The organism is Capnocytophaga catalasegens (genome assembly GCF_026005215.1).
In the GTDB taxonomy this organism is placed as follows: domain Bacteria; phylum Bacteroidota; class Bacteroidia; order Flavobacteriales; family Flavobacteriaceae; genus Capnocytophaga; species Capnocytophaga catalasegens.
The window spans coordinates 42,840-57,467 of record NZ_BPMA01000031.1 but is presented as its reverse complement, the minus strand read 5'-3'; the positions used below and the strand labels follow the sequence as shown (position 1 = coordinate 57,467).

Below are 14,628 nucleotides of genomic sequence, written 5' to 3'. Positions count from 1 at the left end.
TTTAATGTCTAAAAGTATCTAAGTTTTTTTGAGTTCTAAACCCTCACCAGACGCATCAAAGGCTCGAAAGAGTATTGCGTTGGTTTGCTACCTGCCCCTTCTTCTTTAATAATCAATAAACTATCTTGAACTAATTTTTTCAAAATTTTCATTCCTGTTGCTTGAGGAATTCCCGTTTTACTATAAAAACTATTGCTTTTGAAAATAGGATTGGCAAAAATATAATCCAAAACTTGTACGCTCCATTTTGAAGAAGTAGAGTCGGCAAATGCTATTTTCATATCTTCGTAAAAGAGTTGGATTTTTTGAGCCGTAGCAAGGTTCTCGTTGGCTTGTTCTATTACTGCTCTCAAAAAGAAATTTATCCATTGATCCCAATTGTTAGTAGCTGACACTTCTCGCATACGTTGGATGTATTCATCTTTATTTTTTTCAAAAAACTTACTGATATAAAAATGAGGTGCATTGATACAGCCAAACTTCCACAACAACAGCGGAATAAGCATTCTTCCAATTCTTCCATTGCCGTCCTCAAAAGGGTGTAATGCCTCGAACTCCAAATGTAAAATGGCTGTTTTTATCAAATTTGGCAACGATGAAACGGCAATAAATTCACTCCATTTATCCAAACCGTCTGATAATTTTTCGGGACTAATCGGGATAAAATAAATCTTTTTGGTAATCTTATCACCTAAGAAATTTTGCTGATGCTTAAACTTACCTGGATTTTTATCGGCTCCTCTTCCCAAGCTGAGCAGTTGTTGGTGCATCGCTCGGATAAATGAGGCTGAGAGCTCATAACCCTCTTCTATAGACTTTTGTGCATTTCGCATTGTACGCTGATACAGTACTGTTTCTATAATATCCGCACGCACATTGAGTTCATTGGCATCCACTTCCTGATACTCCATAATTTCGTCCATTGTGCTGATAGTCCCCTCCATTCTGGACGACAAAACCGCCTCCTGACCACGCATAGGAGCCAGAAAAACCTCTTTGTTATGCATATTCTTCAGTATTTGGTCAAACCTTGACATTGCTTCGGTAGCCAACAATAGATTATCTATCAATAGATTGAGGTCTACTCCTTGTGGAGGAAATTTGTCATAATGATAGTGCACTGCACTTGAAGTATCCAAACCATTCATATTTTTAAGCTTTTATTGTTTATGCAAAAATACATCTTTTTCCTTTATTACAAATCGTTTTCGTAAAAATAAGAATAACAAACCTATTTTAAAAGTCTTATTTCAACAAAAAGGAATAACAAATAATTTTGTAAGTCTTTTTGATAGGATAATTTCACTTGTAAATCTTATTTTGACAAAAAGGAATAACAAATAATTTTGTAAGTCTTTTTGATAGGACAATTTTATTTGCAAGTCTTATTTTGGCAAAAAAGAATAGCAATTATTAAAATGCAGTAAGCTGATAGCTTTTAGCAGATAGCTAAAAACTAAGCAACCGTTCTCTATAATATTCATATTGTTTTCTTCTTAATTCTATTTCTTTGGGAAGCCCCTCCGTAATAGAATTGGTAAGCGTATCAAACTTGTCTAATATCTCCGCAATGCGTTTTTGCTCTTCTAATGGCGGGAGGGGGATTTGAATTTTTTGCATATCAGTTGCAGAAACATCTATTACCTTTGTCCCCTTTGCATATTTTCTTTTTTGGTCTGAAAACATATTTGTTTGAGTGTAATAAACTAAATATTTACCCAAAAGGTTTTCATTAGGTTTGATAATTGTGGCGTGTCCTCCTGTTACTGCTTGTTTTTCTCCAAGATAGACAAGAGATTTTCCTACATCTTCAAGATTTTCACTTGTATTAGTAATCACAACATCTCCTTTATTCACTTTCCTCAACTTCTTAGCCAATTCTTCTGATACAAAAGAAATAGTTTCAGTTACTGAATTTCCATACTTTGTATAAATCTGTCCGTAATGAATAGCAGGAACTCCCGTTTCTGTAAAATCCTTTTTTTGTAACCCAGTTCCTCTTATAAATTCCCCTATCTCCCCCAGCGCTTTCCATTCTACATCATCTCCAAAGGTAAGCAAGGTATCCCGATAGTGATGATACTGCCGCAAGCGGCAGTCCAGCTCCGCTTCCAGCTCCGCTTCCAGCGTTGTGAAGGTGTCGAGAATTTTTGCAATTTCTCGCTGTACGGCTAAAGGCGGGAGGGGGATTTGTAGCTTGCTTAATTTACTTGTAGCCAAAGCAGGAATGCCTGCTCCGTGTTGAGCTTCCATCAAATAAAACTCTTGCCACTTTAAAAAATGAAATAAATAACGATTATTTACAAAATCAATATTTGGTATTACATAATAGCAATGAGCATTTGCCCAAAATTTAGTAGTAATAAAATTTACAAATCCAGCAGAAGCTCCTCCTTGACTTATAATAGTTGTATTTTCTTCTACATTATATTTATCTGTAAATCCTGAATATGTTTTACCTCCATTATAAGCGGGATATTTACCTTCCTCTTTTAATTCTGTTTTATTTAATTGTTTCCCTTTGTTTATCTCACACACCTCCCCCAGCGTCTTCCATTCTACTTTTTGTCCTTGTAGTAAATTTTCTATGTATTTCATTGTGTCTTTGCTTTGATTTGTTTTTCCAATAATTCTATTTGCTCCAAGTCGTCTCGGTCGGCTTGCTCAGCCTCCGCGATTTTTCGTCTTTGGTTAAAATCTTCGTAAACTTCACTTGCTATTTTTTCCATTTGGGCATTGCTCACAGTCCCTTTGTTTTTAAGGAGTTTTTTATCATTAAATTCAATGATTTTATCTACATTTTCTCGCCAAAAATCCATCGTAATATCTTGTCGGTTTTTGGCACGGAGTTCGGCTGTTTCAAGGAAGACTACCACCAAGCGATTGAGTGTATCTATTTCATCTTCGGTCAAATAATTTTTCGCCGTGAAAATATCCTCTTTTCGTACGATAGTTCCCTTCCAAGAAGTTAAACCCATATTTTGCTTTTGAGCGTCTGCACGACTTGTGATAATCTCGGCAGCTGTTTGATGCGTTACGGCAAAAATCATTTTATTTTGCGTTTCGGCAAAAAACATTTGCGTGGATTTATCGGTTTTGTCATAATCGTTGCTGAGCTTGAACAAATCACGCACTTTTTGGTAAAATCGTTTTTCAGAGGCACGAATATCACGGATACGAGCCAACAATTCATCAAAATAATCAGGATGGCCGTCGGGGTTTTTCAGTCGGTCATCGTCTATCACAAAGCCCTTTACCATATACTCTTTCAGGTTTCGATTCGCCCATTGCCTGAACTGCGTACCGCGTTTGCTTCGCACCCGAAAACCTATGGCTAAAATCATATCCAAACTGTAAAAAGTTACCTCATAATTTTTGCCATCTGAGGCAGTAGTTAAGTAATTCTTAATAACTGAATCCTCTTCCAACTCTCTTTCATTCAATATATTAGATATATGCATACTAATATTAGGCACAGAGGTGTCAAAAAGTTCTGCAATTTGATTTTGGTTCATCCACACCGAGCCATCGCGAGCGTAAAGCGATAATTTTGCCTTGCCGTCTTGGGTTTTATAAATGATGATGTTTTGCTCTTCCATAATTTTTTAATGGTTAATTTCTAATTGTGCGATAATTTCATCAATTTGATTACGCAATTCGGTTTGTCTGGCTACAATTTGGGTAATTTCGGCATTGAGTTTTACGATGTCAATTACCTCGCGAGTGTCTTCGGCTTCTACATAAGCACTTACAGAGAGGTTGTAGTCATTTTCGGCAATTTGGCTATTGTCCACCATCTGAACGGTGTGTTCCACATTTTCTTTTTTGTCAAAAAGGTGCATAATATGCTCTATATGAGCATCGGTCAGCACATTGTTGTTGGTTTCTTTTTTGAAAAACGCCTCGCCACTGGCATCGATAAACTGCATTTGAGTATTCGGTTTGCTTTTGGAAAGCACCAAGATATTTACCGCAATAGAAGTTCCATAAAATAGATTTGCTGGTAGGGCAATGATGGTTTCTACAAAGTTGTTTTCTACCAAATATTTACGGATTTTTTGCTCTGCACCGCCTCGATAGAAAATCCCCGGAAAACACACAATCGCCGCTCGTCCTTTGGCGGAAAGATAGTGCAAAGCGTGAAGTACAAAGGCAAAATCGGCTTTTGATTTGGGGGCTAACACGCCAGCAGGAGCAAAGCGGTCGTCGTTGATGAGTGTAGGGTCATCGCTTCCTATCCAATTCACGGAATAGGGCGGATTGGACACAATGGCGTCAAAAGGTTTTTCATTGCCATATTGAGGATTAAGAAGTGTGTCGCCTAAAGAAATATCAAATTTATCATAATTGATATTGTGCAAAAACATATTCATACGAGCGAGGTTGTAGGTCGTATGGTTGATTTCTTGCCCGAAAAAGCCGTCTTCTATTAGGTGGGCGTCAAAATGTTTTTTAGCTTGAAGTAATAGCGAACCCGAACCACAAGCAGGGTCGTAAATTTTGTTTACGCTGGTTTGCTTGTGCATTGCAAGTTGTGCAATGAGTTTGGACACATTTTGCGGCGTAAAAAACTCTCCTCCCGATTTTCCAGCATTGGCGGCATAGTTAGAAATAAGAAACTCATAGGCATCGCCAAACAAATCAATGTGATTTTCTTCAAAATTTCCAAAATCCAAACCTTTTACTCCCTCAATTACCGCTGCAAGTCTTTTGTTTTTTTGCTCTACGGTGTTTCCTAATCGCGTACTGGTCGTGTCAAAATCGGCAAACAATCCTTTGATGTCTCGCTCTGATTCGTAGCCATTTGCCGAGCTTTCAATAGCGGTAAAAATGGCTTTCAAATCGGTATTGAGATTGGAATTGGTATAGGCATTTTTGGCTACATTTTCAAACAACTGGCTGGGGTAAATAAAATAGCCTTTTTCCTTTGTAATTTCATCTTTTACCAATTCAATTCTTGGGTCGGTGTCCAAAAAATCAACATAGTTAATGTCATCACCTGCATTCATATAACGCGTAAAATTTTCGCTAATAAATCGATAAAAGAGCGTTCCTAACACAAATTGTTTAAAGTCCCAACCATCTACTGAACCGCGGACATCGTTGGCTATTTTCCATATTTGATTTTGTAGAGCAGTTCTTTGGGCTTGTTCTTGGTTTGTCATTTGATATTTTTTATGTAACAGTTAGAAAATGAAAGATTTGTAAAGTATTCTAAATGAAAACGCAAAGGTAATAAAAAGTTCTTATTTGCAGTTGATTACTGACGGAAATGTAGGCAATTTTATGAAAATGTTTAATTATCAATTGTTAATGATTATTTTGCTTTCAGTTGAATGATTTATGTAATCATAAATGGTCGTTTTCTTTTGCTTTCTACCTTCGGACAAATGATAATTTATCCCTACGGAGGTGAACCACATTAACAATTAATCATTAAATATCGATTATTGACGCAATTGCGTCAGCGGTATCTTGTGGTGGGGGCGTATTTTTGCCACAGAATTTTAGAAGATAGAAAAATGAAAAATATACGAGTGGCTTTGGCTCTGATTTGCGGACTTTGGACTGGACAAGCCAAGGCTCAAATCGTGGTGTCGCCCACAATGAACGAGGCGATTCAGGCAGCTAAAAGCAAAAGCGAAACCCTGAAAACCCAACAATGGGAAGTGGAAAAACTCAAACTTCAACGAAAATCTGTAAAGCAAATGCACCTGCCTCATATCACGGCGTCGGGAAGTTATCTCTACTTTGACAGTCGCTCTGATATAGACTTGGAAACCCTTCACACGCCCCTGCTCGGCATACCAATTTTTGATGGTGTCAAATCCTCTGCAACCGATGGAAATCTCGCAATGGCAGCCCTTTCGGCAAAGATGGTGCTGTTTAGCGGAATGCAAATCCCTTACGGAGCAAAGGCGTTGGAGTACAAAAAAATAGGTACAGAACAACTCTCTCAGGTTACTTCCGACGAGCTGATTCAGGAGGTGATAGTCAATTTTGACAAAATCCGTGTGTTGGACGCTGTGCAGCAACTCATAGACGAAAGTGGCAAGCGTTTGGAAATGGAGAAAAAACGCGTAGAACGAAGCATCGAAGAGGGGTTTGCCATTCCTTTGGATAGGGATAAAATCACTTTGGCACAACTCGAATTGCAGTCAAAACAACTCGAATTGGATGGCAATCGTCGACTTCTTTTTCAAAATATTCAGTATCTGACGGGCTATTCCGAAGAGCAAATTCTGTTGGTAGCAAACGAATTACATCCCTTTTTAATTGCCGAAAATGAACATTCGGTAGACGAAAAACCCGAACTAAAAGCCTTGTCTTCATTTGTAAAAGCAAAAGAATTTGCCCTAAAAAAAGAAAAGGGAACTTTGCTTCCGCAGGTGGCTTTGGTGGGTGGCGTTCGCTATACTTCGTGGTTTAACGGTTCGGTAGATTTGGGAAATATACCCGTTACGGGACTGCCTTTACGCTTTGGTATTGACCACATTACGCTATTTCCCACGATGTATGTTGGCGTCGGGGCTCAGTGGAATATTTTCAATGGTTTTCAACGAAAAAACAACATTCGTCAGGCTCAAATCGATATTCAAACTACGGAAAGCAAACTTTCTGATGCCAAACAAAAATTCAATTTGTTGCTCAATAAAAATTTGGAAAATTACCGCGTTGCCAACGAAAAAATGAGCGTCAATGACCAAAAGGTAAGCGTTGCCAAAAACAATCTAAACATCGCCACCAAGCAATATAAAGAAGGGCTGATAGATATTTCGGAACGCCTACAAATAGAAGACGATTACAACAAAGCCGTGATAGAGCAAGTGCAAGGTATTCAGCAGCAAAGACAAACAGCAATTGAGGTAATAAAAACCACCGGAAAACTCGCAAATTATTCGATTCAATAAATAAAAAGACATTAGAAAATGAAAGGTAAGAAAGTCATAAAATTGTTGCTATTATTGGTAATTGTAGGAATTTCCGTAGTGATATTGAGTTATTTATTCCGTTCGGAAGAGCAGTATTGGCAGGGTCAGGCAGAAGCCAAACAAGTGAGCGTAGCACCGAAAATCCCAGGGAGAATAGACAAAATCTGGGTTCACGAGGGGCAACGCATCGAAAAAGGAACGCTACTTTTGAGCATCGAAACGCCCGAAATCAACGCCAAATTGGAACAAGCCAACGCCGCTCACGATGCCGCCGAAGCTCAACTTGCCAAAGCCAATAGCGGAGCCAGAACTCAGCAAATACAAGCTGCATACAGCGTTTGGCAACAGGCGAAAACAGCCGCAGATTTTGCCAAAACCAGTTTTGACCGCGTAGAAAATATGTATAAAGACGAATTGATTTCGGCACAAAAACGTGACGAAGCCTACACGCGTTATCAGGCATCGGTGCAACAGGCAAACGCCACAAAAGCACAGTACGATTTGGCGTTGGCGGGAGCTCAGCAAGAGGACAAACAAGCTGCCAAAGCGATGGTAAACAAGGCACAAGGAGCGGTAAATGAGGTGAAAGCCTATAAGAATGAAGCCAATGTTTATGCCCCAGCATCGGGCGAAATTCAGAAGATTATCCCCAACGAAGGCGAGTTGGTCAATACGGGGTATCCGATTATTACGCTGGTAGATTTGAACGAAATGTGGGTGGTGCTGAACATCCGCGAGGATTATATGAACCGCTTCCAAAAAGGAACGAAATTTCAGGCGATTGTACCTGCGTTGGGCAATAAGGAAATCACTTTGGAGGTTCGCCATATTTCGGTAATGGCAGATTTTGCCACTTGGACAGCCACCAAATCCCAAGGCGACTTTGACCGCAAAACCTTTGAAATAAAAGCCTATCCGACCACCACTATCGAAGGTTTTAGACCGGGAATGTCGGTTTTGGTGAGGCAGTGAGATTGATATTTCGATTTGAATATTTCAATAAAAAATATACTTTTGTGTGGTGGTCTAAATATTTTAAACTTTTCAATATATGGAAAATGCAGGAGAACATTTAGTTGGTCAATATCTTAGACAAATAAAAAAATGTGATTTTGTTAAATATAATCTTCAAACGATTTTTAAACTAAGAGAAATTGATGTTGTTGGAATAAATTCAACAGAGAATGAGATTTATATATGTGAAGTTGCTACACATTTAGAGACTGGATTTCAATATACAAAAGATAAAAAACCTGATAATGTAAATAGATTTATCAATAAATTTGAAAAAAATATTGAATATGCTAGACTCCTTTTATTCGAATTCCTAAAAAAGAAACAGCACAGCATAATCAACTAAGAGATATTGAGACAATTCGGAATTATTTTAAGAAAAAACATAATTTAGAAATAGAGGTGATTTACAATGAAAAATATTTAAATTGTATAAATGGACTAAGAGAAAAAGCAAAAAACACATCCCAAGAAATGAAATCTCCAATAATGAGATTTTTACAAATAGAAAAAAAATTAAAATTAATTTCTAAAATTTAGTAATATTATCTAAATATCACATCAAACCCCTATTTTTAAATGACAGAACAATTGAAACGACAATATTACTTGAAAACTATTTAAAGCAAATTCCTAATGATTTGCAATCAAAGTTTAATGCTTTAGAAGATGCTGAAATTTCGACAGATACTTTTAGTTTTTATGTGTCTGTTTCATCGGTGCTTAGTAGTAAAATAGAAGGAGAAAATATCGAATTAGATAGTTATGTAAAACATAAAAAATTTGGAGTTGCATTTTTGCTAGATTATACAAAAAAGATAGATAACCTCTATAACGCATATACTTTTGCTAAAAACAATTAATGTATCTCCGTTATCACTAATAAAAGAGTTAGTAGCTAAATTTTATAAGTCAAAAATAAAAATATACAATTGATAACCAAATGTTTATAATTTTAATAAATTATCTCAGAAAAAATCATTTATTACACTAAACGGAGATACAAAAAACAATTTTTTAAATAGAGAAACATATCAAGGTCATAAATATCTTGTATCAGTAAATTGGCAAGGGAAATTTAGAAACCAAAATATGTATGTTACCACAGAAGATGGACGAATAGAGTATGTAGCCACTTCTCCTTATGAAGTGGAATCAAAAATGTATATTCTACCCAAAATGAAATTGCCAAAGAGCAAACCACGCACAATGCTGCAATGATTTCCGAAAGATACGAAAGCCTTCGCGAAGCCTTAACACAGCAAGAACGAGCGTTGGAATATTATCAAACGGGAGGAAATTCGCTGGCTGACGAACTTTTGCGAATGGCTCAAAGTAGTTTCAAACACGGCGAAATTGATTATTTTCAGTACATACTGACCCTCAAAAATGCCTATCAGCTTAAAGTGGAACATTTGCAATCGCTCAACAGCTACAACCAAACACTTTTGCAATTGCATTATCTAATGTGGGAGGATAACTTTGACACGCAATTTTAAAATTATAAAAATCGGAAAAATGAAAAAAATATTTTACACTATAGTAATCATCGGAATTACAATGCTTTCGGCTTGTAATGAATCGAAAAAAGAGGCGACAACAATGGAAAATATTATGAAAGAGAGTCGCATTTTTGTAACCAACGAACAATTTGAACAAAACGCAATGTCGTTGATAACTCCTACCGAAAGAGATTTTCCAAAAGTAATATCGGTAAATGGTACAATCGACGTTCCGCCCGAACACAAAGCCGTCGTAACCGCTATTATGGGTGGGTATGTACGCCGAATTCCCTTTTTGGCAGGAGATGTAGTGCATAAAGGCAAACCTTTGCTTTATATTGAAAATCAGGAATTTGTACGATTGCAACAGTAATATTTAGAAGTGCAATAACAGCTCACATATTTGAAATCGGAGTACGAACGCCAAAAAACGCTTTGGGAGGAACAAATCATCTTCACAGAAAAATTATCTGAAAGCACAGAGCGAATACAATATGGCGTTGGCTCAGCATAGTGGACTCAAAAAGCAGTTGCAACTCATCGGTATCAATACCAGTTCGCTTAATTTTGAAAATATCAGTTCGGTAGTGGGTATTTCGTCGCCCATAAGTGGAAATATTTCAGAAATTATGGTAGAACAAGGAGCATTTGTGTCAGAAACTACGCCGCTAATTCGTATAATTGACAATCAGCACCTACATTTGATACTTACTGCCTTTGAAAAAGACGCTTTGTACCTCAAAAAAGGACAAAAAGTACAATTTACACTTTCGGAAGTGTCCAAAGAGCGATTTTCGGCTACCATTCAGCTTATCAGCAATAACATCAATCAAAATCGTATGGTGGAAATCAACGCTCATCTTGACAACGAAAAAGCGATGAATTTCATCAGTGGAATGTTTGCCAAAGCCGATATTATCACCGATACGCACAAAGCCTTCGGACTGCCCGAAACCGCTTATGCCGAAAGCGACAACAACCTTTACGTATTGATTCTGAACGAAAAAACCGATAAAGGTTACTATTTTGACCAAGTGAAAATTCCTTCAAATACCATTTACGAAGGTTTTGTTGAAATACAAGAACACACCAACAAACAATTTTTGAATAATAAAGTATTTGAACTGATAAAATAAAAAGCAACCAAAAATTGATAAAAATAGAAAGTGTATGGCTGGTACGCTTTCTATTTTTTATAGTTATTCTTTTTGTAATATATCTCCGAAATATTTGTACATTTTTTCGATAATAAGGTCTTCTGAAATACCTAAATTAAGTAAATATATATTGTTATTTGAAAAATCATTTTATTTTAACTCTTTTTCTTTTCAGCAAATTTATTTAGGAAGGTCAATAAGATTGTTATAAAAAATGCTGATACTAAAAAAGTCAATATCAAAGTAAAAACTCCAAATTCAGCTTTTGCCCAAAAGAAATACGAAAAAAAGACTACATCAAAAATCAGCATGCAAAATTTTGCTCTTTCAGAATGATCTATCCCATCATCATAAATCCATAAGGTTGGATACAATCCAATATATAACAAAATTAGTAGCAAACAAACTATTAAAAAATACATTCCGAAATTTTTAGCAACTATACTCATTTCTTACTTCTATCTACAAAAGGATTGTTAAAAACATATAAAATCCAAGTAACAAGTTTCAATATCCAAATAAGAGCAATTTGTGATTTACTTCGTCAGTTCCTCTCGTTCGGCCCCTACGAGTTTGATTTTCTATACTGATTTTCTTTCTCTTTGTATGGGAGAGTTTAGGTTGTAAAATTAAGAAAAATATTGATATTCGGATACGTAGGAGTAAAAAATCGTTTGCCTGTTTTTAATTGATATGAGTGTTTTATGTAAAAAGGAACAATGATTATTCACTCCTGATTTTTGCTATTCTATTTTTAAGTTAAGTATATAATTATTAAATATCTTTCTTCTTTTTTCTACTATGAATGAAGTTTCTGTATTGAATAAAACTTCGTATTCATCTCTTCCTCCACCTCCTAATGCTTTATGTATATAAACACCATTTGTTCCTTTTGGAACTTTTATGATACAAAGTGCATTATTATTTAATTTTTTTTCCTCACTTTGATAATTTAATCTATAATTTATATTCAAAGATGTACTTAGGAAGGCTTTATCCTTATACAAGTTTCCTTCTCTGTAGTTTTCTTTTTTTAGTACCAAAGATGGAATTCTTTTTACTACAATAATATCATCTTCTATTTCAAACTTATTGATTAGATTTTTCAAATAAAAAGGTATATTTTTATAAATGGAAATATCTATTGACTTATTTTTTCTTAAACAATCATTAACATATTCACTTCCATATCCACAATAAATCTCTATACTTTCTAATTCATTTATTCTATTTTTATCATTTTCATCAGTTGTCCATCCTCTTGATTTTATTTCTCTACTTTCTTTAAAATAATCAGAATGAGATTTCCCCCATTCGTCCATTTTGGCTGGGGACTCAAAGACCTTATATGCTCCTTTTTTTTTATTTTACAAATAATCTTTCGAAAATATAACTCAAAAAAATAATTAGCTATTTTTATACGAATATCCAATGCTCTTTGTAAAAATGTGTTTTTATAAGGAAATAAATTGTATTTTTCTCCTGCAAAATTATTAACATTATGATATATCATTTTACAATTAAAGAGAGTTATATATGGCTGGATTCGTTAATATATTTGCAACTATATTAGATAGTACATCACTTCCAAAGCCTTTGATTTTTTCTAAAAGTGTTGATTTTGTTTTTTCAGGGTCTTCTTTGAATCCTGCTAATATTTCTTTTAGTTCTTTTAGTTGTTTTCCTGTAATTTCATCTTTAATAGCCTCATTGAAAATGTTTAAATTTATCTCTTGGCTGTTATTTTGTGTTTGGTTATTGGTAATGGATATTTTACTTTCATTACCATTGTCTTTGATAGGTTCTTCAGGAAAAAGTTTTATTCCTTCTAATATTCCCAAAATTTTTATATGATTTTCAGGAGATATATTATTCTCATATGGTCGAAGTCTATTAATAGAACTTTTATATTGCGTATCAACAAGCCTTTTCACTGTGAATATCCAATTTTGATATTCTTGTTCTTTCATACTTTTATAGGTAGTTAATCCCATATATTGTTCCGATGAATATATGGATTTTTCTAATTCTTTTCCTTTAAGAATTAAATTGTCTAATATTTTACTCATATTCAATCAATTATTTTAGTTTTGTTAGTACTTTATTGCTACACTGATAAAATTTATCTTTTAAGATTATCAATATCAAATTATTAGATTGTAAAGTTAAGAAAAGCATTGATATTTGGATACGTAGTAGCAAAAGATTTTTCGCCCTCTTTGATGGATATGTTTACTTCATAAAAAAGACAACACATAATTGCCTTATGTTATTGTATGTTATATAAAAGTAAGGGCGAAAAATCTTTCGCCCTTTTATTATACTAATTTCACCAATAAATTATCGCCTTGTTTCTCAACAGAAGCTACTTTTTTGCTGGTCAGTCCTTTAATAGTTTTATCCCATTTTTTGTTGGATAATCCCGATTGTGTTTTTAACTCTTCCAACGGAAGTGTTTCCGCTTTTTGGAGGATTTCAAACACCATTTTTTCGTCTTCGTTTAACTCTACTGTCTGTGTGGCTTTCGCCTCAGGCTTCATTTGTGGGAAGAAAAGTACTTCTTGAATACTTTCGTTATTCGTTAAAAACATTATCAATCGATCCATTCCGATGCCCAAGCCCGAAGTGGGTGGCATACCAAATTCCAACGCACGGAGGAAATCCTGATCGATGAACATCGCTTCGTCATCGCCTCGCTCCGAAAGTGCCATCTGTACCTCGAAACGCTCACGCTGATCGATTGGATCATTCAGCTCCGAATAGGCGTTGGCGATTTCTTTTCCACAAACCATCAGCTCGAAACGCTCGGTAAGGTCTGGATTGTTGCGGTGTTCCTTCGTTAGGGGCGACATTTCCTTCGGATAGTCAGTAATAAATATCGGTTGGATGAAATTTCCCTCGCATTTTTCGCCAAAAATCTCGTCGATGAGCTTTCCTTTGCCCATCGTTTCGTTTACTTCAATGCCGATGGACTTGGCAAAGTCGAACAATTCCTTTTCGGTCTTTCCGGTGATGTTAAAACCAGTGTATTTTTGGATTGCTTCGGTCATCGTAACACGCGGATACGGGGCTTTGAAATCCACTTCGTACTGTCCGAAAGTGGCTTTGGTGGTTCCGTTCACGGCAATGGCACAATGCTCCAAAAGTTGCTCGGTAAACTCCATCATCCAGTTATAATCCTTGTACGCCACGTAGATTTCCATAGCGGTAAACTCGGGGTTGTGGGTTCTGTCCATTCCTTCATTTCGGAAGTTTTTGGAGAACTCGTACACTCCGTCAAATCCGCCCACGATAAGCCTTTTGAGATACAATTCATTGGCGATACGCATATAAAGTGGAATGTCGAGTGAGTTGTGATGCGTGATAAACGGACGTGCCGCCGCTCCCCCCGGAATGGATTGAAGCACAGGCGTTTCTACTTCCATATACCCACGCTCGTTAAAGAACTGACGCATCGCATTGAAGAGCTTGGTACGCTTGATAAACACTTCTTTCACCTGCGGATTTACCACCAAATCGACGTATCTCATACGGTAGCGAAGTTCGGGGTCGGTGAAGGCGTCGTATACGTTTCCGTTGGCGTCTGTTTTGGGAAGCGGCAACGGACGAAGCACTTTACTGAGGAGTTTTATGTTCTTCACTCGCACGGATTTTTCGCCTACTTGGGTAAGAAAGAGTTCGCCCTCAATACCGATAAAGTCGCCCAAATCGAGGAGTTTTTTAAAGACTTCGTTATACAGGGTTTTGTCATCATCGGGGCATATTTCATCGCGATTGATGTAAAGTTGTATGCGTCCTTGACTGTCTTGGAGTTCGGCAAAGGAGGCTTTTCCTTGAATACGCACGGACATTAATCGCCCTGCTAAGGTTACTTTTTGTCCTTCTTGGAACTCGTTTTTCACCTTGTCGGAAGTGTGGCTCACGGGATACAAATCGGCAGGATAGGGGTTGATACCCAGCTTTTTTAGTTTATCGAGTTTCTCTCTACGGATGATTTCTTGTTCTGAAAGTTGCATATTTTTA

At 36.3% G+C, this 14,628-nt stretch carries 15 protein-coding genes; 8 read left to right on the top strand and 7 right to left on the bottom strand.

Annotation, left to right across the window (positions count from 1 at the left end; translation table 11 throughout):
• Positions 1–35: 35 nt before the first annotated feature.
• The 4 genes from OO775_RS09435 to OO775_RS09420 form a co-directional block, all read right to left on the bottom strand.
• Positions 36–1,148: a Fic family protein gene (locus OO775_RS09435; protein WP_264846832.1), complete on the bottom strand. Its 1,113-nt coding sequence runs from the start codon at positions 1,146–1,148 to the stop codon at positions 36–38.
• A gap of 301 nt (positions 1,149–1,449) precedes the next feature.
• Complete coding sequence (locus OO775_RS09430) at positions 1,450–2,598, bottom strand: restriction endonuclease subunit S (RefSeq protein ID WP_264846831.1); 1,149 nt, start codon at positions 2,596–2,598, stop codon at positions 1,450–1,452.
• Positions 2,595–3,599, bottom strand: coding sequence for a virulence RhuM family protein (locus tag OO775_RS09425; RefSeq protein ID WP_373874564.1), 1,005 nt, complete (start codon positions 3,597–3,599; stop codon positions 2,595–2,597). Before OO775_RS09425 ends, OO775_RS09430 begins: the two co-directional genes overlap by 4 nt.
• 6 nt (positions 3,600–3,605) lie before the next feature.
• Positions 3,606–5,165, bottom strand: a complete 1,560-nt coding sequence (locus OO775_RS09420) for a type I restriction-modification system subunit M (protein WP_264846830.1) — start codon at positions 5,163–5,165, stop codon at positions 3,606–3,608.
• Positions 5,166–5,522: 357 nt separating this feature from the next.
• On the opposite strand from OO775_RS09420, the gene OO775_RS09415 reads away from it, so the two are divergent.
• The 8 genes from OO775_RS09415 (at position 5,523) to OO775_RS09380 (ending at position 10,584) form a co-directional block, all read left to right on the top strand.
• Positions 5,523–6,911, top strand: coding sequence for a TolC family protein (locus tag OO775_RS09415; RefSeq protein ID WP_264846829.1), 1,389 nt, complete (start codon positions 5,523–5,525; stop codon positions 6,909–6,911).
• A gap of 18 nt (positions 6,912–6,929) precedes the next feature.
• On the top strand, positions 6,930–7,904 hold the full coding sequence (locus OO775_RS09410; RefSeq protein ID WP_264846828.1) for an HlyD family secretion protein: 975 nt from the start codon (positions 6,930–6,932) through the stop codon (positions 7,902–7,904).
• A gap of 79 nt (positions 7,905–7,983) precedes the next feature.
• Complete coding sequence (locus OO775_RS09405; RefSeq protein WP_264846827.1) at positions 7,984–8,292, top strand: hypothetical protein; 309 nt, start codon at positions 7,984–7,986, stop codon at positions 8,290–8,292.
• Between the two features lie 295 nt (positions 8,293–8,587).
• Positions 8,588–8,809 carry a hypothetical protein gene (locus OO775_RS09400; protein ID WP_264846826.1) on the top strand — a complete coding sequence of 74 codons (222 nt, stop codon included), beginning with the start codon at positions 8,588–8,590 and terminating at the stop codon, positions 8,807–8,809.
• Positions 8,810–9,038: 229 nt separating this feature from the next.
• Complete coding sequence (locus OO775_RS09395; protein ID WP_264846825.1) at positions 9,039–9,167, top strand: hypothetical protein; 129 nt, start codon at positions 9,039–9,041, stop codon at positions 9,165–9,167.
• Positions 9,164–9,445 (top strand): TolC family protein, encoded by a 282-nt coding sequence (locus OO775_RS09390; protein WP_264846824.1) that lies wholly within the window; start codon positions 9,164–9,166, stop codon positions 9,443–9,445. Before OO775_RS09395 ends, OO775_RS09390 begins: the two co-directional genes overlap by 4 nt.
• A gap of 19 nt (positions 9,446–9,464) precedes the next feature.
• On the top strand, positions 9,465–9,821 hold the full coding sequence (locus tag OO775_RS09385) for an efflux RND transporter periplasmic adaptor subunit (protein WP_264846823.1): 357 nt from the start codon (positions 9,465–9,467) through the stop codon (positions 9,819–9,821).
• 121 nt (positions 9,822–9,942) lie between these two features.
• A complete protein-coding gene (locus OO775_RS09380; protein ID WP_264846822.1) occupies positions 9,943–10,584 on the top strand; it encodes an efflux RND transporter periplasmic adaptor subunit in 642 nt (213 codons plus the stop codon).
• A gap of 764 nt (positions 10,585–11,348) precedes the next feature.
• Here OO775_RS09380 and OO775_RS09375 read toward each other — a convergent pair.
• The 3 genes from OO775_RS09375 to lysS all read right to left on the bottom strand — a co-directional run bounded on the left by OO775_RS09375 (position 11,349) and on the right by lysS (position 14,621).
• Positions 11,349–11,927, bottom strand: coding sequence for an ADP-ribosyltransferase (locus OO775_RS09375; protein WP_264846821.1), 579 nt, complete (start codon positions 11,925–11,927; stop codon positions 11,349–11,351).
• 198 nt (positions 11,928–12,125) lie between these two features.
• Positions 12,126–12,674 carry a hypothetical protein gene (locus OO775_RS09370; RefSeq protein WP_264846820.1) on the bottom strand — a complete coding sequence of 183 codons (549 nt, stop codon included), beginning with the start codon at positions 12,672–12,674 and terminating at the stop codon, positions 12,126–12,128.
• A gap of 249 nt (positions 12,675–12,923) precedes the next feature.
• Positions 12,924–14,621: a lysine--tRNA ligase gene (gene lysS, locus OO775_RS09365; protein WP_264846819.1), complete on the bottom strand. Its 1,698-nt coding sequence runs from the start codon at positions 14,619–14,621 to the stop codon at positions 12,924–12,926.
• Between the last annotated feature and the right edge of the window lie 7 nt (positions 14,622–14,628).